Genomic DNA, 24237 nt, shown 5'->3' on the forward strand with positions numbered 1-24237 from the left:
GTAAGCATTTCTTAAAAAACACTCCAATTTTTCAACTGACGATATTGAACTAGGAATTTATCTTAACTGATCAACAACTAATTTATCATTAATATCTTGACTAATAATAAAATGGGAATAATCAATATTTACAAGCTCGTCATTAATATTTTCTCTAATTTCATGAACCAATCTTGTATTTAGTGCTTCTTCAATTGATATTGTCTCACTATTATAGAATTTATTCTCTATATCAAAATTCACTAAATCATTGCGAATTTTGAAGATTCGCATGATTGTTTCATCAAAAGCCATGAATCGATTACAATCTTCCACCAATTCATCCACATCTCTATTTTCAGATGACCATTGATTAAAACCTATATGAAAACTAGATGTACTAGCAGCATATCTTTTATTTCCTGCATAATAAATTGGCAATGCAGATGCTGAAATAGAGCTAGAATTATAGGTCACAAGTTCAATGTTATGTGAAATAGCATTAAGTTTATTAAAGGCCAGAATACCTGCAAAACAGTTGCCTATTATACTACTAATTCTAAGAACGATCTTAGTGGAAGGATTTTTATTTATTATTTCAAAAAGTTTATAAATAGAATTTAATTCACAATTTGCATTGAAATCAATAAAAAGATCTTTCATTTTGTATCCTCCAGACTATTTGTATAGACTAAAATATTCGTAGTTGGAACCAATAGCTTTAAAGTAATTATCATCTATCCCATTCGTTTGCGCATTGATCAATCCCCAATTTTCAGCCTCTTTAGGGGATAAAGTTGTTCCAGCATAATATGCTTCCAAAACTTTACGATTACTTTGTACTACATTGTCTTTTATGACCGAAATACTTCTTTTATTATTTTCCTTGATAAGTTTAATTTCATTTTTTATTTTATTTACTGTGTAACTAGAGTAATTCTGTCTAGCTTGATGAATGAGAAAATGAGAGGTTGGTACCGCGTATCTCTCTTCCCCCCCACAGTATAAGGAGATAGCTGCAGATTCAACAAATCCAACGTTAAAAGTAATGATCTGAATTTTATCTATCATCGATTTAAGGTAATTATATCCTTTTATGCCAGCATCTGTATCGCCACCAGTAGAAGCAATTAATAGAACAACCCTTTCAAATCCATTTACTGCTGCCTTCTCTATTTCCAAAATTACTTGATTGATTAAGGTATCTTCTATTTTACTGAAGTATTCAACTACAAGGGTTTTTTTCATGAAAATTCACCGCCATTTTTTTATAGAACCTTATCGAAGCACTTTAATAATTAGAAACAATAGATGCATCCACAAGAGCTTCTAATCTAATTTTGTATTACTTTTGAAAACTTTGTGGTTAATTCCCTACGCTTACCTTCTTTATTTCTCCATTTTCTTCAACTAATTGTGATATTTTTTTTTCTGCTTCCTTGAGTTTTTGATTACATACTTTAAATAGTTCCATTCCTTTTTGATATAAATCAATCGAGTCCTCTAGAGTAACATTTTCTTCCTCTAGTTTTTCCACTACCTTTTCCATGTCCCTTAATGCTTCTTCAAACGTTAAACTACTAATATCACTATTCATCCGTTTCTCCTCCTTCTACCTTTTCAACCTTACATATTGCATAATTATTTTCGAATGATATTTTTATTCGATCTCCAGATTTTAATCCTGAAGCATTGTTAATAATAGATTCATCTTTCTGTACAAAAGCGTAGCCTTTACTTAATATCTTAAATGGACTGAGGCCATCAAATTTTAAACCTAATTCTTTGAGATTTTGTTCTTTTTCTTTCATTACATGATTGTATGTCACTTCCAAAAAGTCGTTTAATATTTTAAGTTTCTCGTATTCATTTGAGAGCTTTTTTTCAGGATGTGATAATGCTACTTTTTTTAACGTCTCATGTTTTTTTACTTGAGAATGGTTTATTCTTTGGTGGATTGTTATGTTTAACGTTTTAGCTATTTGTTGCATTTTTTCTTGCGAGGAATGTATTTGGGTTTTCAAATTTACTAGTTTAAAATTATGGTTTAATAAACTTACATTAGCCTGTTTCTTTTGGATGATTTGTTTCTTTTGATTGTTCAATTTGTTTAAGGTATTCTGCAGGGACTTCTCACCATTATTCACTATCATTTTAGGATGAGAGATTTTTAACATTCGATTAAAACTTGTTAATTGGTTTTCTTTTGCTTTTAGTATTCTATTTTTTCCATTGTTCATTTTAGAAAAAAGAGTCTTTACTTGCCCGGTTAAATCATTATATGTTATGGGTGTGGCAAGTTCTCCAGCAGCCGTTGGTGTAGATGCCCTAATATCTGCAACAAAATCAGATATTGTATAGTCCGATTCATGACCAACTGCAGAAATTACTGGCCAAAGTGATTCTGAAATTTCTCTTGCAACTTCTTCACTGTTAAATGCCCATAAATCTTCTATAGAACCACCACCACGTCCCAAAATAAGAAGGTCAATGTCATTGTATTGTTTCATTATCTTAAGACCACCAATAATCGATGCTGGAGCTGAACTCCCTTGTACGGTTATAGGGAAAAGGATAATTTCTGCCATCTTATTTCTTCTTAGAATTGTCTTGACAATATCACTAACCGCATCGCCTTTTGGTGATGTTAATACCCCAATTTTCTTTGGGAAGTTCGGAATGGCTCGTTTTCTATTTTCATCAAATAATCCCTCATTTTTTAGCTTTTCCTTTAAATCTAAATACTCCTTAAATAATTTACCATTACCTGTACTAGACATTTTATTAACGAGGATCTGGTAATTTCCTGTTGGTTTATAAACCGTAATTTTCCCTTCCACTATTACCTCTTGGCCATCCTTTGGGTCAAATGTTAAGTGTTTATTTTTCCCACTAAACATTACTGCACTAAGTTTGCTATTTTTGTCTTTTAATGTAAAGTACATGTGGCCGGAATGGGTATTTAGGTTCGAGATTTCACCCTGAATACTTACTTCATGAAATTCCTTTTTTTTATCAATTACATTTTTTATTGCCTCAGTAATTGAACTCACGGTATAGATCGTTCCATTAATTGAAGTTGCCAAGTTAGCACTCTCTTTCCAAAAAAGTATTATGATCAATATATATCACTAAAAATATATATCACTCATCGTGTCTGATTTCGGCTAATTTTTGCCATAATCGCACCATAGCTATAGTATCGAGTTTACAATATGAAAGCAGGTCTGTGCGTATTGTTTCAATCTCTTCTGGAGTTCGCAAATGTAATGTTTCATAAACCTCCATTGCCATCGAACCATTTTGTATAGTTAACTTATGATAATCGAGCTCTGCAATTCCAGGAAGTAGTGCCGGTAGAACATTTTTAATAGAAGAACTCCCCTTCATTTCGTTCCTATAGACCCACTTCTTCTCAAATGGAATCATTAAATCTACGATATTATCATGAATGTTCATCAAATGATCGGCCAAATCTGGAAAGGATTCCGCCAAGTTTTTTAGAACCATTTTTTCAAATTTCTGATTATAGACAATAGAACAAACATCAAGTGGAATATCTTCTACTAATCTTTCAGCAAGGTCTCTCCTTGGATCTTTCCCAGCTGTTGCAAGAAATTCTCTATGTTCTTCAAGAGAATTTTCATCTTCCAATATATGTAGACTATATTGAAAAGGTATTTGTTGATAGGGTTTGACTCCTTTAAATAATGGGATGGGCTGCTGAAAGGTCTCAAAATCCAGAAAATATAATGGAAAGTGAAATTGCGACATAAATTCTGTGATTACCGCTTTATTAATTATGTCTTTATTTTCTTTTAGAGCAGTTACTTGAATTTGTTGTGTTTTAGTTAATTTGTATTCATCTGGGATATCTTCAATTTTTAATATTCCGCTTTGATACAAATCAAATTTTTTCTTGCCGATTCTGGCAAGGTTAAATACAGAATAACTAGGGATGTGACTCCAGCATAGGTCTATAAAAATGCATGGATTATCATCTTTCGCATATTTCTCGCAGTGGTTACCAATATCATATTTATAGCTGCGCTGGCCTACGATGCTTTTCATCGTAACAATATCTTTGTCTACTGTTGGTAGTAGTGCCGCAGTTTCATCTGTAACGTCAGCAATGGTAAATAGTGAATTTAAATCAAGTTTACCTTCTCTAGCATATTCCTTGTTGAGGTAGACTAAATTGACACTTTTAATCGGAAGATTGTTTTGAAGAACAAAAGTTTGAATTGCAAGATCATCCAGGAACTTTGCCTTCATTCGGGTAGAAGATTTGACTTCATACAAGTGCCAACCATCACTATTACGAGTTAAAATATCACATCTTACCAGTAAGCCATTATAGACGAAAGTTCCCTCGTAGATAATTGACACACCCTTACTAATAAGTTCATTTGTTTCTTGCATCATTTTTTGATGACTTTGATAATTAACAAGATTCCCACCCGGAAATAAACCTCGTGCAACTCTATTAACCATATTCCCTTTATCTATAGTAGTAGAATTAGAAGAATTGTTTTTGGATATGCATTGATCGGGATTATTCTTTAACCAATAGGCTTTGGGGCATTGCTTAAACGCTAGATAATCTGTTTTTGTTAGCATATATTCTCCTTATTTTCCATTGATTTCTTTGGAAGACCAACTTAAACCTTTGCAGTAACAAGTTCATCATATCTATTCAATACATCGGCAATTACCTCATTCACGATCTCTTCGGCATTTTGTTTATTCCAACTTCTTACAATGCGGATATTATCCGTAGCGAAATCATCCTTTATATTTGATATTAATAACTCATGAATTGATTGTGGAATATTTCCAATATACCTTTTTATTTCCTTTTCACATTGTTCATAAAACGGTTGTGGGATTTGGAGATAAAAGTTATCCTCATTGCAAATAACTTCCACCAAATCATTAGTCTGATAAGAAATTGCATGTTGTTCTAATGCATAACAAATATCTTTAATTGTCATTGGAACGCTCTCCACACGAAGTAAAGCCGTTCTACAATAATATTTCTTTTCAATTATTACTCCACTATTTGAATAGTAGGTGATTTGCTTTTCACAATTACAATCATTACCACACTTTAATCCTATTAATATTTCCATAACAGACCTCCTTGACTTAATACTCCTACAAATGGACTATTAAGAATATATGCTGGTCTACCTAATTTAGTATCTATTTTTCAGTTATTTCCAGTTTTCCTCCAATAATCTTCGTTAATACAATTAATACAGACCCAAAAAACAAAGATAGCAGTCAATTTGACTACTATCATTTTCTTAAGAGGAAAATAATAGATGATCAGCCAGACAGCTATTATTCCTCCCTATTGTATAAATAATAACTACAAGGAAGCATTTGCCAACCGGCAGATGCTTCCTTGTAAAGAAATTATGCCAATCGTACTTGTACAGTACACACTAGACGGTTACAACGTTTAGTTCTTTTAACTAATAAAAGGAACTATCAGTCGTTACTGCTATCATTAGTTTTATCAAGCGATAATGATGCGTGAAGAATATGATTTGCGTGTGTTTTGATAGTTCCAGTAATACTTTTAATGTTTATTTTGATCTTTCGTCGTCAAAGTGGACGAGGATATCATCCACGATGAATGGGATTTGTTCATTGTCTTTTACATAATGTTCGATGCTTGCAATCCGTAAGCAGGGTATAATTGATCGGTAGTCTAATTACGAACTGTTTTGCGAAATTTCATATCAAAAAGTAATAAATATAGTTAATTGGAAGCATCTAAATTTTGGATGCTTCCTCCATGCTAGAATGATTATTGCAGGAGTATGCGAAACAGAACCTCCCTTTCAGTAGCTCTATCATCGGAAAATAGGAGTGAATCTTGAAAAAGTATTTTTTACATGGCTAAGCTTCTCTGCAATTCAAGCATATTACCCGCACACAGGTCACTAAAATTACATATAAGATAACATTCCTGTTCTTTAGCTTCATCAGCCTCATTAATTGCTGTTGTGTTGGATCAGTTCTAACTGGTACATAAGGTACATTTCTAACATTATCTTGATTAATCTGAGAGGTATAAGCTAGGATATTGGGGCTGCAGCTGCCGGGATTAGCCATAACAACCAAGGCATTAGAAAGATTTTGTACATTCCGAAATTAAATGAAAAAATAGCACAATATTATTTCAGATTTCCTCACGAATTAAATTGGAAAAGAGTATCTGGAATATTGTGCTCGTTTACAATCAACATCTAATAATTTTTATTTTAATGTATTAGTTTACTACTATCTAATAATTCGTATAACTTAAAATATGTATGGCTTTGACGCCTTGGTGCTTTAGGTTTATGACTCAAGATTACTTTCTCGTCATTTGATAATATATAAAAGTGTAGCTTTACCCTAGCCCATTTTTCCTTTTTTATCATTTCATAATAATCAATTATTCTATCGGCATACATGGGATATGTTCTTTTTACTATAGTACTAAATGAAGGTAAATCTACATCAATTATAAGAATATCATCAATCTTATAAAGGGTGTCCATTACACCTCCTCTTGCTCTGAAAGTAATAAACATAGCATCCTTATAACTATAAGAGTCTGGACATGAGTGAATATTATACTTCAGTATTGCTTTTATTGTATTCTTTGCACCAACAGAAAGTACTTCTTCTTCATAAAAAAACATGATCTTTTTCACTCCAATAATCGATTTTAGAAACTCATCCAAAAGAGTATATTCATGTATAGATTCTACTTTGTTTTTAATCTTATTTTTAGTTTCCACTAAAACCTTTACAATTTCAGTCCAGGTTAAACTTAGAAAGTTTTTTTTGAGTAATAATTTATTTTTAGTTAAAGCAATCACGATTTTGGGCTTACTTGCAAAGTCTGGAAAGTTTTTTTAGTTAGATATTTTGAGAGTTGTTTTTCAATAGTTTTTCCCTTCGCAGTAACATCTAAGCCTTTAGCTTCAATAACAATTGTTAGTTGGGGCTGATCAGATCTATAGAAGGTGATTGTAATGTCTCTCCTATATTTTCCATCAATAGACAACATCTCCCCATCAATTCTAATATAATCGCAATCTTTAATATATTTTCCTATTTTCCCCTTTATTTGTGGTAGTGAAAATAACTGTTGCCGAAATTCCGGACAGTGAGTAAGTATATAAGCTAAACTTTTAGTTTGTTTTGTTTCAGTATTCTTACCAGACACCATTTCAAAGAAACTAGTGTCTCCACCTAGACTTGCTCCTTTTTTATACAGTTTAAAACCAGCTGACATATTCTTAACTTTCATAAATTTTCTCCCTATTAATTAAAAGTAGTTATAGTGCTATTTGAAGTAAATTGTCTTTTTAACAAAATTTATGTTTACTAGAAATTCTTCTGTAATATAAGTCTTAGTCTTTAATCTTTTTATTAAGCTTAAAAGTTTCAACCCATACTTACTAAATAATTTAGCCTAGTGTTTTTTAAAAATGATATGATATGAAAATAATCTATTATATTATGATAGCAAACATTCATCAGTTATTGGAATTCTTTTCAAAAAGAATGGTAGAAATATGAAAAAGATGAGGATTTTGTAATATGATAAACTTTGGTTAATAAAGAACGATAATTTTAATGAGCAATATCTCCTTCTTACTTTAGTATCAAGACTTCAAGTTGCCGAAATCAAGTGTCAAGCACCATCCATTTGGTGCCTATCACTCGTCATTTTTAAAAATGCTATGATATGTTGTTCAACCTAATTGCCTATATCTTCAATTAGTTTACTTAAGCTGTCTTTCTGCATTTCCTCTTCAAAATCCAAACCAAAATTCTTATACTCTTCTTCTGTTTCCTTTTTATGTATTTTAAACCAAAGGAATCTCTCATAGTTTTCTAAACTAATAAATTTTTGAAGGGTATGTCCACTAATCCTCAAATTATTACTTCCTCCCTCTATAAATGTTGATTTATCAACGGTTTGACCCGTTCGTGGGGTGTCAAAAAAATATTTTTCGACACGCTTCCTAACAATACTTTCATATTATGTGAATCTATTCCAACATCTGGGTACGCTTCGTGGTCACTACTGGAAAAAGATGGTAAGTAGTGCTAGTGAATTATGCGATGCACAATGGATCTCTGCGTAACTTATGATGACGTACCCTCCCATGTCTCTGGGCATCTAAGTGCCTACATTCCTTCGTTCGGTCTAGTCATAAGGCAGAGGCTAGCGAAGCTCCTTTAGGGACTCAAGGTCGAATGGAAATAATAGTGCCAGCTTCTCCGTGTCATCCTGTTGTCTAGGTCATTTAAGGGGATGTAGAACTTACATAGCCTCTGCGAGACTAGGAATATCCCTCATCATTCGCTGTGCGTCAAACGCTTTGTGCTTAGTGCTAATTCCATGTAATACTTTTAATAGCTTACCGCATAGAACCACGATGGATTGCTTCTTGCGTAACGGATTAACCTGACGGTTTGTGTAATACTCGTGTAGCTTTCTAAAGGCTTCATTGTGACGGATCATCGGCATCATTACTCGGAACAGGAGGGCACGTAGCTTTCTTCTGCCCCGTTTAGAGATGCGTTTTTGCCCCTTGTGCAGACCGGAGGAATTTTCTCGTAACGTTAATCCCGCAAGTTTGATTAGTTGGCGTGGATCTTCGTAGTGTGAAAAGCTTCCGATTTCAGCTAATAGGTCAACAATCGTAGTATCTCCAAGCCCTGGAACCGTTGATAGCCATTCGTACTCTACAGACGTTTTTACCAGCCCAACTAAGTGCTGTGTAATGCTTTCGATTTCTTGTTCTAACTGATTGAAACGACGAACGCGTGTGGCGATTTCAAAACGGGCCATCTCTCGTCCTTCTGTTACTCCGATGGAGTCAGCTGCAACTTCAATCAAACGTGTAGCTTTCGGTTTCTGTGGAGATTTCATCCCCTCTACTTGGCGGTACCTAATGAGCACTTCCTCGGGCTGTTTCTGATGAAGATCACTCGGAAAAGGGGTACATTCGAGTGCAGCCAGTGCCATTTTACCGAACTTCGGAAATACCTGAGTAAATTCAGGAAAATAGCGATCTAACCATCGAATCATCATGTTTTTGACAGAACCTAGTTCCTCAGTTAACTTGCCTCGAAACGTGGATCCAACGCGCAACTCTGCTTCCACATCTTTTAAAATCCGTGGATAGCTGAAGCGTCCGTCTTTTATAAGACGAGCAATTACCAACGCATCTTTACGGTCATGTTTGGTTGGTAGATTATCGTCCAACTCCTTTGACCGTTTGACGTGCATCGGATTCGCCATGACAAGTGGAATGCCTCGTTCCTCAAGAAAATAGGCTAAATTGAGCCAATAATGTCCAGTAGGTTCAATTCCAACGATGACTTCTGTTTTCTCATCTTCCTTCATCGCTGTCAGAATCCGTTGATAGAAAAGTTCAAAGCCATCACGAGATTGAGAAACAGAGAATGATTTTTGGAGCACCCGTCCTCGTTCATCCACAAAACAAGCAAAATGTGTACGCTTCGCAATGTCGATACCGACTACGAGTGTTTTTTCGGTGACTTGATTTATTTTTTGATTTTGTTTAAAATCCATTATGGAGTCCTCCTTGGTTAACAAATTAGGGGTCATTTCGCCACGATTTGACACCCCATATCATACCAAGAGGGCTCTTTTTTGTTCAAGTCCCCGAAAATCCTTCTAACAGGAATGCTCCTTATATAACATATATATTTTATTTTATTGCAAACTATCAGGTAATATTACTCATAAAAATTCATTAATGTAATAGAGATAAATAATAAAGAAATCATTTTATTAATAGGAGTTGAGTTGTAGTATGCCAGATAAAGTGTTAAATGAAGATGGATTAATGGATGAACTGATTTTAAAGTTGAATGAAGTTTTTGAAGATAGTAACCCATTGAATCCAAAAGGGGTATTTGTTCAGAATTTTGAAAAACTTATACTTGATGAAAATATTTTAGATTACCTAATTCTCAAGTATGATGGGGTGTATCTGTTCTTACTTTATAACCAATATCTAAATTTGATAACATTAAATTCAAAGCTAGATAACGAAGGGACAATATATCAAGAATATAGTTTGAATAGGATTCCGTTAACTGACATATCTAAAGCCCAAATAACTTCTATTGAGCACGAGGATGACCAGTTTGATACAACTAAACATAATCTATTAATAGAGTACATTGACTTCTCCTCAAAGGGACGTTCAAGCCAAATTAACATCATGGATATTAACAATGAAAACGTGGTACCATTCTTAGCTGGATTAAACGAATTCTTAATAAAAGGAACCAGTGCTAAACGTCCCGACGTCGAAAAAAAAAACTAAAGTTAAAGCTTAAAATAGCTTTAGAACAGAGGGAATACGAAGAAGACCAAGTTTATGAAGCTTATATGACAAGTAAAAGGCGAAATGGGAGCTACGAGTATTAATAATCATCGATATTGAAGTATTCTAGTTTTAAAATTTGGGCGTGCCTCCGGAGTGTTAAAGTTTTTAACGCAACAGGGGACACGTTCACCAAATTTTGAACATCTAAATCGTATTTATTCCGAAAACGACTCCACTTATTACTCACCTTTCACGAACCAACAACCTTTCATGGGAAAAAATATGTGAATCAAATTCAAATCTTATCTTTTAGCTTGTTTCTGGTAAACAAAAAACACCCATAAATATTGTTATATCAACATTTTTCAAGTGTTTTTCATTTCATAAATTATCTCATATTAAACTAAAAATACCGGTGGTCGGGGTCGAACCGATACTTTAGCAAGAACAGGATTTTAGTTTTAATATTTTTTTATTAAGGTGAGTATATCCAAATTTCCTTTTTTCACTCTTTCAATCTATCCAATTATTGATATTATTTATTGTCTACTTCCTCCAACATCATCCTTCACTTCACCCCACCAACAGTTTCCCTTTTTAAGAAAATCCACTAATATTATTAATCCAAGAATTGGTCCTTAGTGAAAAAACATCCTTCCAGTTTTTGTATAAACACCTTTATATTCCATTGCGTCTAGATTCCCACTGCAGGCTGCATCAACGCAAATACTTTCCTCAATAAACGTTGTATCCTTTAATAGATTCAAAGCTTGCTGATCTTTTTCTACGACCTTTCCCTAGGTTGCAGAATTACTCTACCACCCATTTTCGAAAGCTAGTGTTGAAAATGATTTAAATTATGCACCTAGGACACCATGTGTATGTTTTTTACATTCATCCCAAGTTGTGAATATCCCCTCTTTAATACCTTTCCACACTACATAATATTTCGTCTTTTTCCCCATAATTATATCTCATGGTCCACTCATTATTTGGCATTTCTTGGATATTGGTCCCATTATTAACTCTTCCGGTTCATCCAAGTTTTGATTCCTATAAAATATCTTTTCAACCTCTTCGAGAAACGATTTAAATACAAAGTTACTCATAAGACAACCCCTGCAAGTGTCAAAAGTATATTTTTTATTCGACAAATAATGCCAATAATCGTGTTTTATTGAAAAAATGACTGAGAAGAAATAATCGTGTTTTTCTAATTCAGCAAGGAACGATCAATGTTCTTACAAAAGATACTTCTATGTTTATTTCATTTATTAATTGATACCTTAGTCATGATCGTAGTTGATATATTCCTGTATGTGTTCCGACATTTTCATGTCTCCACCGTGGCGTATTCCCCTTTTTCAGGTAATACAAAAATTGTAACTTTCCTCCATATTTTTATAATCAAAATGCTGTCTAGGGTCATGTGAAATATTGGTTCCATGTATTAATTGGAACAGTGAGGAGCAAAAACATCATGATATTTGTTTGGGCAATTTTAGGAAGTTTAGTAGCAACCTTATTATTTGATTTTGTATATTTTAAAATTGAAGAAAAGTGAGAATTAGAAGCATCCTGGCGAGCGTTAAATGAAATGCTTGAGTCTGAAGGTAAGCCTCGTTGGGATCAAATGGATCGAGATAATAAAGAGAAATAAAAACTAGTAGGCCCATAGGATTTTCTTCCTCATTGGGCCACTTTTCCTACGGTACTCTTTATATATGTAAAGCCTTCTTACCACACCTTTTGCGGAGACCAGAAGCCCACATTACAAATATATTTAGCATGGGTAGATTTCTTCCGGTGCCACGTCAAGCGATTTACTGTGCTTCAAAAGCTGCAGTAAAGATGTTTACAGAAGGACTTCACTCTAAACTTAAACATTCGAAAGTTGGCGTAACCGCCGTTATTCCTGGTGGGGTACACACAAACATTGTAGAAAATACTGGCGCTGAAAGAGAAAGAGATGAAAGTCAAAATCGTTATTATAAACTGCTGAGCCCAAAAGAAGAAGCTGAGATCATTATTAGAGGAATGGAAAATAAAGAGTTCCGAGTATTAGCAGGAACAGATGCTAAACTAATGGACTTTTTATACCGTTTTAATCCAAAAAAACCAGCAGAATTAATTGCAAAAAAATTAGGAAAACCATAGCGATGGTTCCTATAATTTCTTTTAGTCCCCCTAGAATCTATCTAATAGTGGGAAGGTCTCATGGAATAGAAATTATTTAACATTAAGTTGAGTCCAAGAGAACCGTCCCCTCGGTCCTCAGATCCACCCATCAGTGTTACTGAAAGAGGAATAAATTGATTTCTAAGTAATATATTTTACCTATAAAAGGAGTGATGGGATATGGCAAAAATGGTGATTATGTATGAGGAACCAAAGGATAAGGAAAAATTTGACGAGCATTATTTTAATGTGCATGTTCCACTTGGCAGGAATATCCCAAATATTATTAAAGATTCTGTGCATCGAGTAGTTGGCTCGCAAAATACTCAGTTAAACTTATACCTTATAACTATTTTAGAATTTGAAAATATGGAGAAGCTACAAAAAGCATTTGCAAGCCCAGAAGCAAAACTAGCAGAAGAAGATGGGCAGAACTTTTTTCAATACTTAGAAAAGCCGCCGATTATTTCGATTATTGATTAGGAAACTATGACGACGCTTCCTTTGCCTTTGATTTCATATTGTTAGTATTGAATTTTGCGTTCATTAATGAAAATGCATCAAGAGAAAAGGCTCCTTCCCCGGTAAACGAACTCTTTACTCTACCGGGGGTTTCAGGAACCACAATTATTTTTTCCACTTATGTATCCCAGTGCATTTTCGGATATCTTATTCAAACTGTATCAATGACCATAAGAAATACACCCAACAAACCCCCTATTCGTTACATACCCCGTGCGGCTCCATATATTCACTTGGCTCCTTTTTGCTAGACTCTCATCTTCCTTATATTGATTTAGAAATTTATAAGGTGGATTCATGATATAAGCCACTCGTGCGTACCCTTCTTTTAACAGCGTTCCTTGAACCGATTTCCCATCCACATACACATAGGCTAACAGTCGTCCGTAGGAATCTTTTGTGTTTTCTTGTTCTAATTCCAATGTTAGCTTGCCACTCTTAACTAACTCGCTATTCCTCCTTGAGGCTTCTTTAGCATAGAGTTGAACACATTTGGTTGGACTTTTTGACTCCGGTGTATCGATCAATAAATAGCGGACTGTTTCGATTTTTCCGTTTACCCATACTTTTATCGTATCGCCATCGATGGTTTCGACTAACGTTACTGGTACTTGTTCATCTGGATAGACAAAGTTCTTCCCCTTCATTCCTTCACTTTCTGGATTCTCCATTACTTGGAGGCTGTCCTCTTTTACCATTTGTTCTTTCAGTTCCGTTAATGGATAGAATGTTAGAAGGGTAGCTGCTGTAATGACGGCTGCACCACCCATCCGTTTTTTCATAATATCACCCCTTTATTATCAAACAATCATCACCTCGTGTATAATATCCCGCAATTGCTGGAAAACTCTCGCATTCCCTCCTTATGTCCCAAAACGAAATCCCCTCATTACCTCTATAAAACTGATAATCTAGTAAATGTTCATGGCAGTTCCATGGTCTTTTATGAAATGTTTTTGTATAATACTGGATTGCCTCTTCCTCGCTGAGTGCAAAGATAAAAACGAAATCTTTCTGATTCATCTTTAGTGAGTAGACTCGAACCTTATATATACCTAAGACATTGTTTCGAATCATTTCAGCAACTTCCTCGTGATTTGCTAGATCAAAATTTAATTTTGTTATGTTATCTTCCAATGAAATTTTCTTCTCTGCCAGTAAATGATGTATATAATGTGCCAATGAAGATTCTTCATATCGTAAACTATCAAGGTAAGCTTCTTTTATTAACATGTCCTAACACCCTTTTCTATGTTTTTTATCCTATTTGGTCTATGCTGATGAAAGATTATACACGTGTATGACTGCCTTCCTTTTGGTCCTCGATCTTACCTGTATGGACGTTGTACTGGACATCGACTGATCCAGTAGGACCATTTCGGTTTTTCGAAATGATGATTTCCAATGAAGGATTTTCCGTTTCCTTGTTATAATACTGTTCACGATATAAGAACAAAATGACATCAGCATCCTGTTCCACACTGCCCGATTCCCGAATATCAGACATCATTGGCCGTTTATCTGCTCTTGATTCAACAGATCGATTAAGCTGCGCCAAACAAACGACCGGGCAATCAAAATCCTTCGCCATTGTTTTAAGCGATTTGGAAATTTCCGTTACTTGTTGATGGGAATTCCCTCCGTAAACTTCGCTTGAACGGATTAATGTTAGGTAATCGATAAAAATGATCGGTTTTTTGTTTGGAAATTGATGCATCATCTTTCGCGTTTTCGCTCTCATTTCAGCAATCGTTTGTCCTGCTCCATCAAAAATTTGCATCTTGGTTTCCGATAGTTGACCAAGCACATCTGACCAGGTATTCTTTTGGCCTTCCGTAAGCTCTCTTTTCGGATCCCGCATTTTTCTCCGGTTAAAGTTCCCGACTGAAGCAATGAGTCGAGAGGTAATCAGCTTTTCAGGCATTTCTAAAGAAAATACCAGCGGCAGATACCCGGCCCAGCCCGCCATTTTTGCAAAATGAAGCATGACATCGGTTTTCCCCATTGAGGGTCTCGCAGCTAGAATGGTTACTTCTCCACTTTGAAAGCCTCCGGTTATGACATCGAGCTTTTGGATACCCGTAGTTGCAGTTTTCAGTTCGATTTGATCTTCCCAGGGTGCCTCATATATGTCTGCCAATGCCTGTATTAAAGGAGTATGATCCTCCATTTTTACTAGGTTAATTTTATCCAAGAGCGTAATAACTTTAGTAATCTCCCAATCATTCACAGCTGCCAAGGTTAAGATGTTCCTTTTTTCTCGTTCCTTCCACTGATTAAGTATGAGCTTTTCCGTATTTTCGAATTTCTCAACATCGGCATACGATAACAGTTCTGAGAGATAGGACATTCCACCGAAGTATTCAAGATCGGTCAAGGTTGTTAAAGAGATTAAATCAATATTCATGCCTGACTGGGTTAACTCTACCATTCTCCGCATTAATTCTTGGTGCCGTATACTTTCCAGCTGTTCAGGCTTAATCTCGGTATCCTTGAGTAAGTACTCTGCTTTTATCAAGCTGCCTAAAAACGCTTTTTCCGCCATATTCACCAGTCTTCACCTGCCGTAATATCAAGGTCAAATCCACGTGGAATTGCTCTTCCGCTAGAGACCGATTCCGATTGTTTCCCATACTTTGAACCAGACTTTTGGTTCTCTTGATACGAATCAATTTCTTCTACCGACAGTAAAGATTCGTTTTCCCAATTCCTTAGGATCCCAACTACATAATTTAGTCTTCGCTTGTTATTGGCACATGCGATATTCAACGCCTTTAAGATCACGGCTGCGGGCTGCAAAAAGCGAGAATCATCTAACCAGGATAACAGCTGATCTTTTGCATTCTCGTTCGTAAAACCAAATCCATTGTTGTCCCAAAATTCAACAATCTCTTTAACACCAACAAGTTTTTGGTTATTTAGCAAGTGATGCTTACTATTTGGATTACGATCTATTATTGGCTGTAAACCGTCTTGTTGTTTTTCTTTTTCTTTTTCTTCTTCTTTTTCTTCTTCTTGTCCACGTATCGTATTACGATTCGTTAACGTATCGTCTGTTTCTTCCCATTTAGGTGCTAGATATGTATCATTTTCATCCCGGCCACTTACTTCCTTGTCTTTTTTTAAAAAAGATTCATATAGGCTGCGGAATTCATGTTTTTTAATTGATTCCAAAACAAATTGAAGCAATGAGGTATCTTTGACATCTTTTAATTCAGAAACAATACAATCTATCATTGGTTTCCCGGCTTTATCAAAGTTAGTTTCTCCCCAGTTTTTTATCGCAAGCTCTCTCGTTTCAGGATTGTAGCGAATCAACTGGTGATGCTGGATAAATCGTTCCATTAATGAATGAACACTTTCAATCGAATAGCCCATATCAAAAGCTATTTGCCTTTTGGTAATCTTATAGATTCCAATTTGAGTCGTACATTGATTCGTTAAAAGATATAAATAAAAATACCTGTCCTCCGGTGTCATCTCAGAAATAATCGGATCCACCCAAAAATCAAAACGCACTTTTCTAAACTTAGCCATCAACACCACTGCCCTTCTCCTTGTAAAATACTTTCATCCTCTATATATTGAAAAAAGTAGGAAAAGGTCATAGTTATTTCATAAAATTGTGAATGCTTTATGACAATGGAATTTCAGGATACCTGTCAATACCCTGTTAAGCTATTAAATAATCTAGTCATTAGCCAAAATAAAAAACACTCACAAATATTGAATGATCCAACCTTTGAAGAGTGTTTTTTGGTTATAAAATAAACTATCTATTAAAGTTTGAGACCTTTATTTTCCTGGTGGCGTTATTCTCTCCGTACCAATCCAAACTAATCCAAGAACAATGACCACTCCACCAACTATCTGTGCTGCCCAAATCGGTTCATTAAAGAATAACGCACCCGCCACAGTAGCAGCCGCTGGAACAATAACGGAAGAAGTTCGCTTTTGCTGCACCAACATGTTTCATCGATACATTCCAAATAACAATGAATGACTGTGCACATTAGCATATTGTAGGCAACGGCTCTCCATGTGGCGATAGATAGTTTGATTATCTACCTAGATGAAGAACGAAGATTGTTTGTCTTTATTTTTTAATGCTTCTATCAGTAATTCATTGGTCCATGCTTCTGGGACATGCGGATAATCATGCAGAGCATGCAGGACTACCTCCTGGATTAAAATAACATCGCTTATCAAATAAGGTTTAATTTTTTCTAAAAATGTCATTATCTATCCTCTCGTTCTCCCATATATCAGTACAATTCATTGTACTTTTATGCCCAGTAAAAGTAAAAAACGAGTAGAATCCGCCCGTTTTTGTTTTATAACAATAATTGGGCTTATTTAGTCGAATCGAAACGGTAATTACCCCGTCAAAATAAATGAGGTGATTAAATAACATGAAAAAATTAAAACGTTTCATGCAAGTTGTTCTCTGTACCATGTTGATGGGGACCTTTTTTTATTTCGGTAATGGGAAGGCATTTGCCGAGGAGCAATCTATTACGATAAAGAAAGGTGATACATTATATAGCCTTTCAAAGAAATACAATATTTCCATCGAAGATTTAATGGAATACAACCAATTAAAAAGCAATAAGATAATTGCTGGTCAAACGGTAATCATTCCAGATTTTGAGCAAACCAAACCCATGTATGTTGTTGTCGCAGGTTCTTTTAGCAAGAAAAGTAATGCCGATAAGCGAGTATCTTTTTTGAAAAAGAATGGGATTGAATCGATTGTTGTTAACAAAGTAATAAATGGTAAAACGTATTATCGCGTTCAGGCAGGTGCCTTTTCGGAAAAATCCAAAGCGGAGAAAATGGTCAATAAGTTAAAGAATAACAGTATAAAAGATGCTTTCTTTTTAACTGAAAAGCCTCTTCATATTAATGGATTTACAATAGGGACATCATACAATCTGCTTGTTCAAAAATTCGGGCAACCACTCAAAACAGAGGATGATAAGAATACTAAGTCTCTTTATTATAAAAATGAAGGTGCCGGAGTTCGTGTAACCATTAATTCCGCCAATAATTCCATTGAGCAGTTGCAAGTCTACCCAGAATTTTTGAAAACAACTTCGATCCCAACTGTGAAAAACAAAATCCTCAATGTCTATGGAAACCCGAATGAAGTTAAAATCGTCAGCTGCTATGAAAGTGCCACTTGTGAACAAATCATTTATAGCTTTAATAAAAACCAATTAACCGTTCAGATTGATCGAAATGGAAAGACCGTTCAGTATTTGGATTTACGAAAAACGAAATAATATAAATAAGACTTTAATAGGGGCTGTCTGATAGGTTCCTAAAAAAGCAAGTGTAGAAAAAGGGACCATTTTTCTACACTTGCTTTTTGTATTTCTGGATATTCATGATCGGTTCTTTTTAACAGTACTTGCGAAATAAAATGTCCTCTCTTCTTAATTGAGTAATTTTGTTTTTTTCCCTACTTTTTTAACGATTCTATCAATGCGTTGGATATCCAACACATTGATGGAACTATTGGTTTTGCTTTCTTTTGTTATCTTTTAAAATACAATTATAAGGAAAATAAATATGGCTTTACTAGAAAGCAGCAAAATAATAGGAGGAATTAAAAATGATTAAAATCGGTATTCTTACAGGAAGCACTCGTGACTCTCGAGTAAATATTCAAGTAGCAGAATGGGTAAAATTAATCGCTGATAAACGTGGAGATGCAGAATATGAATTAGTAGATATTAAAGATTATAATTTACCAAGATTCAATGAGCCTATACCTGCAATTATGTCTCAAGATTACACAGCGCCTGAAGCACATGCATGGTCCAAAAAAATTAATGAACTTGATGGGTTCATCTTTGTTACACCTGAATACAACAAAGGTGTTACTTCTGGATTAAAAGATGCGATAGATTATTTATATGTTGAGTGGAACAACAAAGTAGCTGGTGTAGTAAGTTATGGTTCTACTCTAGGTGTGACAGCAACAAATGACTTACGTTTGATTCTAAGTGTTCCAAAAGTAGCTGTAGTTGGACCAAGTGTTGCAATGAGTTTGTTTACTGATTTCCAAGATATGCGCGTATTTACCCCCGCGCCGTACCATGAAGATTCACTAAACAAAGTCCTAGACGATGTTGTGACATGGTCAACTGCATTAAAAACCGTTAGAAATTAATACAAAAATTATTTTATAAAGCAGAATAAAGAACCGTATACATGCATTTCCATATGATTGTACGGTTCTTTATATTAAACTGCCAGTTAGCTGAATAACAAAATAGGATCGTGGCGAAATACCTTGGGGACGGTTCTCATGGTCACATCGAGAAAGCCCCTTCTTCACCCTTGATTCTTCGTATACCAAGCAGGTTTATTCCCAGTTGCACGGCTGCCTTTATTTGTGAACTTAAAGGTAATCCCCTTTTCTTTTAGCTTGTTCATTTCCGATTCTATTTCTATACCACCAACGACCCAAAGGTTTCCTCGGTTAGGTCTCTTATCAATCACCTCATACTTTTTTGAGATAAAATAATCATAAAGACTTTCAGGCTCTTCTTCTAACAAATCCATTAAATCCACTTGTTTGTTGTATCCTTCTAATTCAGGTGAAAAAAGCATTGTTTGTTCCGAACTGTTTTTTTCATAATTTGCAGGTATTTTAATTGCCCTTTCCCCTTTAGAAGGCACTTTAACTTTTACCTCTCCTTTATGTGATTTTTTCAGGGTGCTTTTTTCTATAATGATTTTTTCAGAAAAATCTTGCGTCATAGTTTCTTCTTGATGGGTAAATGGAAAAATTCCAATTTCGTTTAGCTTTGCCCATAATGGTTTCATAGCTATTTCAGGATTTGAATAAAACACACTGCCGCGTATTCGCAAAAATGTCCAACCGACTCTTTCTAGAACACGCTGGCGATCAATTTCTGCTTCCCATTTATCTACACCCTGCCATTCAACATCACCGTCACATTCGATGGCTAGCCGTGTACGTTCGCCTTCTATTACCATATCAATCGGTTTTCCTATGCTGCCTACTTTAACTTGTGGAACGACATGATATCCCTTTTTAGTGATATGCGTAAAAATATCTTTTTCAAAACCTGAATTGAACTCGCTTTCATTTATAGCAGGTTGTACCTTTTTCTCTTTATAGTTGCTGCAGTGTAGTAATAGTTTATGACGAACATCATTTGGATTTAAGTCATTCAAATCGACAGAGTGAAATAATATCATTTGGTCTCTGGCCCGGCTGGCTGCTACGTTAAACCTTTGCATTGCATCTTTTTTACTAAGTGAGGCGTAGCGAACATTTGGTGCAATAACCAATGAAAGTAAAATGATATCACGTTCGTCGCCCTGAAAGGCATAGGCATCTCCGACTACTATATTTCTTTTTACCATTTCTTCTTCACCGATTTTTTCACGGATTAATGTTTCTAAAATTCTTGGTTGGTCATTTCCTAGTAACGTAATTACCCCAATTGTCTTGTCCTTATATCTTGGATCATTTATGCAATTTGAAGTATAGTCAGCAATTGCCATTGCCTCGGGCATGTTTATTACTTTAGATGTATTCATTAAACGAGAACCACCTTTTACCCTTATAGAAATTACAGGTGGAGTAATCAAATCCTTGATTAAGGGTAGTCTTAACGGGTCAATCTTTCCATTATACATAAGGTTATCACTAAACTTTATGATTTCTGGAACACACCGAAAGTGCTCCTTCAAGACTATTTTACTTTCAAAAACCCTGTTTGCTGTGTCATATAAACTAGTGCGAATATCAAATTGCATAGGATTTGGAACATCATAGAGAAATCTTTCAATTAATTCATGGATATCACTTATATCAGTAAATGCATTCTCAGGACTTATTTGATTTTCATCTCCAACAACAATTGCCTTTTTAGCCCGTAAAAGGGCAGTTAGTGAAAATAAATTACTTTGACTACTTTCATCAATAATGATTACGTCAAATAAATCTTCGGTTAAATCGAAATTCTCAATTACTCGGTGAATTGGCATAATCCAAACGGGGATGGCATCCTTAGCAACTTTCATTTCCCTGCTTGCATCCTTCCGGTATTTGATTGAATATCTGCTCTGGCCTTTAGCACGCTGGAATACTTTTAACCAGGCAATCAGACTCATCTTTTGCTTTCTGGATGTCCGCGAGATTTGTTCCTTCCAGGTGGACTCCGCAATCAGTTCCTTTATGATCTTTTGTTCTTTATGCTTGGCCATTTTCCGCTGACTTTCTAGCATTTCTATTTTGGTTTTTGCGTGTATTTCTCCTATCCAACTATCTACCTGTCTCCAGAACCATGCATGAGCTAAATCAATTGGTGGCATTAACGGCATTCCTTGCCCGCCTTTTTCCAATAACGCTATCGTCCAATTAGGCGTTACTTTATTCAATGATTCTTTTAATTTCAAAAATTGTTCATAATCTTCTACCAAACTTTCAATCCTTGCAAGTTCTCCTATACTTGTTTCCCAAAGTGATTTATCCCGTTTTTGGAGTGCTGCAGATAATTGATTCCAAATGGGATACGAAGAAGATTGGTCTATTCCATCGTTTACATAAGTACGAAGTAAATCAAAATACTCTTCGGCTTCATTTAGCAATTTTTTGTAGTTAAACGCTAGAAGACCATTGTGTAGATCATTCAACCATTGTTCATCATAGAATGCTGGGTTTTCTTGTTTCCCGATTAGTGGTAGCAAATCCTGAAAGTCCTGTTCTGTATTTTTAACAAAATTGGCAGCCTTGCGGATGGAACTGCATTTATCTTTAATTATGAGAACGAATCGCTTTTGACTTTCTTCCATTATGGTTCCTCCAATTTCATCCAAAACTTTGTTCCATTTTATAGATAACATTTGTTTCCTTGTGATTAACTCAATTTGTTTAATTACAAGATCAACATCTTCAAGTTTTCTTAGGGGAAAATTATCCACCTTAATCTCGTCAAAGAGATATCTTATTTTTCTACCGGATATGTTTTTATACATCCAGCCAATTTTCGGGTTTGTAGTTAGCTTTTCTTTTAGAAGTAATAGGTCTTCCTTTATATCAGGAAGGATTCTCTTGTTAGTTAGAACGATTTTATGCTCAATTAGTTCATTTTCAAGTGCTTGAATATCGGTTAACTTATTTTCTACTTCATCGATAAATTGATTCCAATAGGTTGTTTGGCCGTTATCACGTACACAATCCTTTATTATTGTAAATAACCATTTTGGATTTTGAAGCTGCTTTAAATTCTCAATTGTATTGATGGTTTTTTTAATCCACTTTTCATAATTAAGATTTAAATAATCATCAAGTTTCCAACCTACAATATGCTTCTCTGTTTGATTGACATAGCCTTCTAACTTTTGAATCTCATCAATTTTCTCTGAAAGAACCTGTGGTTGCGGTAAAAGAGTTAAATTGGGACGTTTTAAGGAAAGAGCCTCTAAGTCAGCTTTAGTTAAAATACCTAATAGTTCAAAAAATCTTGTTAATTCTTCATCTGAAAGTGGAAACTCTTTATCCGGTTTAATTTTATCGGGCAACCAGGAGTACGCTTTATGCTCGTTAAGCCATTTGGCTGCTTCTAATGGAGTTAATTGTAAATCGCCAAACTTTCTGGCTGTATTTTCCCTTGCTGCTGCTTCATTGATTAGCTTATCGATTCGTGCAATACTATTTTTTGTAGTTTTTAAATCAGTGGTTAATCTATCAATATTCTCTTGCAATAGTTCTGGTTGTTTTGTGTCAATATTTTCAGCAATAACACGGATGGACTCTTCAATTTCTTTTACAGATTTTGAATCGCCTCCTAATACACTTACACAGAGAGGGCGAATTTCTTCTGGTATCTTGTTTTTCAAGACCTTTAGTGCTCGTTCTTTTTCGCTTGTAACTAGAACCCTTTTACCGTGAGCGAGTAAATGACTAATTAAATTGGCAATCGTATGGCTCTTCCCGGTTCCGGGTGGCCCTTGAATAACTACTGCACTATTCGTTGCTAATTTCTGGGCGATCAATTGCTGCTCTTTATTAGTCTCCAACGGAAAAAGCAAATTTTCACCAATAGCTTCCCACTCCTTTGAGATGGCTTGGGAATCAATATCAGTGGTATTTTTCGTGGTAATCAGTTTTTTTATTGTTTCTGGAACTGGAAAGCCTTCTTTAATTTTTTCAATCGCATTCGTTAACTCCTGCTGCCATAACCTGCCTCCGGTGTTTCTTAAAAAGAGAGCTGGACTAAATGATATAATAGGAGTTTTTACATTCTTACTACTATCCTTTTTATCTGTAATTAATGACCCTGAAGGACTAATGGTTTGAACAATTTCCATCATAAAAGTCCTAATCTGATTCGTTTCATTTGGCGAAAAATCCAGGTTCAGAATCTGACTCTCCATCTGCATAAACCGAGTTGCATTTGGAAAATCAATATGTAATAACATATCTGTTTCCATGGCAGTCCCTTTACTGGTTGGAACGAGGTGGAATATCCCCTTTTTCGCATCAAAAATTATCTCTAATTTCGTAACCAATACATGCTGGGAGATTTGCTTACCATCAATATCCCATTGTAAAAGACCATGTCCGCAGGCAAGTTCTAATTCCTCACCTTCTCGTTGAAAACGTTGGAATAAGGTAAATAACTCTGTATAAAGTTGCTGGATTTTCCGTTTCTGGGATGCTATCCCCGCCCATACTGTCCATTCGTGATTCAACCAACTACGATATAGGTTCACTCGTTTGTAATCATCTTCAAAATACTCAACGATTTCATTTCCATCAACATCAATTCTGGTAACTAAAAGTGGATGTGTTATGGGAGTTATGTCAGGATCATCATACTTAACAATCCAATTTTTCAGTTTAGGTGGAACCGGTGGGGCAGAGGGAATCTCTTGCTTATGGACTTCGAACCAGGCATCATCATTTGTACCCTTTCCCCCAACAAAAAAACCATCGACATGGGGAATATCCTTTTGCCAGAAAACCTTCTCATACTCATTGACATTGCGATAAATTTTCTCATTCAAATTTTTTACAGCAAGCAAATATTCAAAAATCCTCGATACTTTAGACGTATCAACAGCCATGATATCCCACCTAACCTAGTCAATCGTTCCTATTATTATATTAACAGAATATGGGTATTAT

General features: G+C 35.1%; 26 protein-coding genes. 6 read left to right on the forward strand and 20 right to left on the reverse strand.

Features of this window, described 5'->3' with window-relative positions; genetic code table 11:
* Positions 1–57 precede the first annotated feature (57 nt).
* The 6 genes from BLR86_RS21675 to BLR86_RS21700 form a co-directional block, all read right to left on the reverse strand.
* Positions 58–642, reverse strand: a complete 585-nt coding sequence (locus BLR86_RS21675; RefSeq protein ID WP_090766615.1) for an ATP-dependent Clp protease proteolytic subunit — start codon at positions 640–642, stop codon at positions 58–60.
* Positions 643–657: 15 nt separating this feature from the next.
* Entirely contained in the window at positions 658–1227 is a 570-nt protein-coding gene (locus BLR86_RS21680) for an ATP-dependent Clp protease proteolytic subunit (protein WP_090766619.1), read from the reverse strand.
* 118 nt (positions 1228–1345) lie between these two features.
* A complete protein-coding gene (xseB, locus tag BLR86_RS21685) occupies positions 1346–1576 on the reverse strand; it encodes an exodeoxyribonuclease VII small subunit (protein ID WP_090766622.1) in 231 nt (76 codons plus the stop codon).
* Positions 1569–3032, reverse strand: coding sequence for an exodeoxyribonuclease VII large subunit (gene xseA, locus BLR86_RS21690; protein WP_217642420.1), 1464 nt, complete (start codon positions 3030–3032; stop codon positions 1569–1571). Before xseA ends, xseB begins: the two co-directional genes overlap by 8 nt.
* Positions 3033–3123: 91 nt before the next feature.
* Entirely contained in the window at positions 3124–4599 is a 1476-nt protein-coding gene (locus tag BLR86_RS21695) for a DUF2779 domain-containing protein (RefSeq protein ID WP_090766628.1), read from the reverse strand.
* Positions 4600–4640: 41 nt separating this feature from the next.
* Complete coding sequence (locus BLR86_RS21700) at positions 4641–5111, reverse strand: hypothetical protein (protein WP_090766631.1); 471 nt, start codon at positions 5109–5111, stop codon at positions 4641–4643.
* A 195-nt stretch (positions 5112–5306) separates the two neighbouring features.
* On the opposite strand from BLR86_RS21700, the gene BLR86_RS26270 reads away from it, so the two are divergent.
* Positions 5307–5450, forward strand: a complete 144-nt coding sequence (locus tag BLR86_RS26270; protein WP_175493005.1) for a hypothetical protein — start codon at positions 5307–5309, stop codon at positions 5448–5450.
* Positions 5451–6254: 804 nt separating this feature from the next.
* Here BLR86_RS26270 and BLR86_RS21710 read toward each other — a convergent pair.
* From BLR86_RS21710 to BLR86_RS21725, 4 genes are all read right to left on the reverse strand, one after another.
* Positions 6255–6860: a hypothetical protein gene (locus BLR86_RS21710; RefSeq protein WP_090766634.1), complete on the reverse strand. Its 606-nt coding sequence runs from the start codon at positions 6858–6860 to the stop codon at positions 6255–6257.
* A complete protein-coding gene (locus BLR86_RS21715; RefSeq protein ID WP_090766637.1) occupies positions 6857–7294 on the reverse strand; it encodes a hypothetical protein in 438 nt (145 codons plus the stop codon). Before BLR86_RS21715 ends, BLR86_RS21710 begins: the two co-directional genes overlap by 4 nt.
* Positions 7295–7747: 453 nt before the next feature.
* Positions 7748–7927, reverse strand: coding sequence for a hypothetical protein (locus BLR86_RS21720; protein WP_090766640.1), 180 nt, complete (start codon positions 7925–7927; stop codon positions 7748–7750).
* Positions 7928–8317: 390 nt separating this feature from the next.
* Positions 8318–9595: an IS110 family RNA-guided transposase gene (locus tag BLR86_RS21725; RefSeq protein ID WP_090766643.1), complete on the reverse strand. Its 1278-nt coding sequence runs from the start codon at positions 9593–9595 to the stop codon at positions 8318–8320.
* A 244-nt stretch (positions 9596–9839) separates the two neighbouring features.
* On the opposite strand from BLR86_RS21725, the gene BLR86_RS21730 reads away from it, so the two are divergent.
* The gene (locus tag BLR86_RS21730; RefSeq protein WP_090766645.1) at positions 9840–10358 is read left to right on the forward strand and encodes a hypothetical protein; all 519 of its coding nucleotides are present in this window, start codon (positions 9840–9842) and stop codon (positions 10356–10358) included.
* Between the two features lie 641 nt (positions 10359–10999).
* On the opposite strand, the gene BLR86_RS26875 is transcribed toward BLR86_RS21730, so the two are convergent.
* From BLR86_RS26875 to BLR86_RS26880, 3 genes are all read right to left on the reverse strand, one after another.
* Entirely contained in the window at positions 11000–11128 is a 129-nt protein-coding gene (locus BLR86_RS26875) for a ribonuclease H family protein (protein ID WP_302847240.1), read from the reverse strand.
* Between the two features lie 90 nt (positions 11129–11218).
* Positions 11219–11326, reverse strand: a complete 108-nt coding sequence (locus BLR86_RS26975) for a ribonuclease H1 domain-containing protein (protein ID WP_090766647.1) — start codon at positions 11324–11326, stop codon at positions 11219–11221.
* Between the two features lie 9 nt (positions 11327–11335).
* A complete protein-coding gene (locus BLR86_RS26880) occupies positions 11336–11470 on the reverse strand; it encodes a hypothetical protein (protein ID WP_302847241.1) in 135 nt (44 codons plus the stop codon).
* A gap of 583 nt (positions 11471–12053) precedes the next feature.
* Here BLR86_RS26880 and BLR86_RS21740 point away from each other — a divergent pair.
* Both BLR86_RS21740 and BLR86_RS21745 read left to right on the forward strand, forming a co-directional pair.
* Complete coding sequence (locus BLR86_RS21740) at positions 12054–12518, forward strand: SDR family NAD(P)-dependent oxidoreductase (RefSeq protein ID WP_175493006.1); 465 nt, start codon at positions 12054–12056, stop codon at positions 12516–12518.
* A 201-nt stretch (positions 12519–12719) separates the two neighbouring features.
* Positions 12720–13022 (forward strand): EthD family reductase, encoded by a 303-nt coding sequence (locus BLR86_RS21745; RefSeq protein ID WP_090766653.1) that lies wholly within the window; start codon positions 12720–12722, stop codon positions 13020–13022.
* A 200-nt stretch (positions 13023–13222) separates the two neighbouring features.
* On the opposite strand, the gene BLR86_RS21750 is transcribed toward BLR86_RS21745, so the two are convergent.
* The 6 genes from BLR86_RS21750 to BLR86_RS25815 all read right to left on the reverse strand — a co-directional run bounded on the left by BLR86_RS21750 (position 13223) and on the right by BLR86_RS25815 (position 17300).
* The gene (locus BLR86_RS21750; RefSeq protein WP_090766658.1) at positions 13223–13843 is read right to left on the reverse strand and encodes a thermonuclease family protein; all 621 of its coding nucleotides are present in this window, start codon (positions 13841–13843) and stop codon (positions 13223–13225) included.
* 4 nt (positions 13844–13847) lie between these two features.
* Entirely contained in the window at positions 13848–14294 is a 447-nt protein-coding gene (locus BLR86_RS21755; RefSeq protein ID WP_090766661.1) for a hypothetical protein, read from the reverse strand.
* 55 nt (positions 14295–14349) lie between these two features.
* On the reverse strand, positions 14350–15606 hold the full coding sequence (locus BLR86_RS21760) for a replicative DNA helicase (protein ID WP_254782418.1): 1257 nt from the start codon (positions 15604–15606) through the stop codon (positions 14350–14352).
* 2 nt (positions 15607–15608) lie between these two features.
* Positions 15609–16598, reverse strand: a complete 990-nt coding sequence (locus BLR86_RS21765) for a DnaD domain-containing protein (RefSeq protein ID WP_090766852.1) — start codon at positions 16596–16598, stop codon at positions 15609–15611.
* A 258-nt stretch (positions 16599–16856) separates the two neighbouring features.
* Positions 16857–17024, reverse strand: a complete 168-nt coding sequence (locus BLR86_RS26275) for a hypothetical protein (protein WP_175493007.1) — start codon at positions 17022–17024, stop codon at positions 16857–16859.
* 105 nt (positions 17025–17129) lie between these two features.
* On the reverse strand, positions 17130–17300 hold the full coding sequence (locus BLR86_RS25815; RefSeq protein WP_175493008.1) for a hypothetical protein: 171 nt from the start codon (positions 17298–17300) through the stop codon (positions 17130–17132).
* Between the two features lie 173 nt (positions 17301–17473).
* On the opposite strand from BLR86_RS25815, the gene BLR86_RS21770 reads away from it, so the two are divergent.
* Together BLR86_RS21770 and BLR86_RS21775 are read left to right on the forward strand one after the other, a co-directional pair.
* Complete coding sequence (locus BLR86_RS21770) at positions 17474–18346, forward strand: LysM peptidoglycan-binding domain-containing protein (RefSeq protein WP_090766667.1); 873 nt, start codon at positions 17474–17476, stop codon at positions 18344–18346.
* 332 nt (positions 18347–18678) lie between these two features.
* The gene (locus BLR86_RS21775) at positions 18679–19239 is read left to right on the forward strand and encodes an NADPH-dependent FMN reductase (RefSeq protein WP_090766670.1); all 561 of its coding nucleotides are present in this window, start codon (positions 18679–18681) and stop codon (positions 19237–19239) included.
* 164 nt (positions 19240–19403) lie between these two features.
* Here the strand turns inward: BLR86_RS21775 and BLR86_RS21780 are convergent, their stop codons facing one another.
* The gene (locus tag BLR86_RS21780) at positions 19404–24176 is read right to left on the reverse strand and encodes an AAA domain-containing protein (protein ID WP_090766672.1); all 4773 of its coding nucleotides are present in this window, start codon (positions 24174–24176) and stop codon (positions 19404–19406) included.
* Positions 24177–24237 lie beyond the last annotated feature (61 nt).

Origin of the sequence: Bacillus sp. OK048 (assembly GCF_900103525.1) — a bacterium.
Lineage (GTDB): Bacteria > Bacillota > Bacilli > Bacillales > Cytobacillaceae > Neobacillus.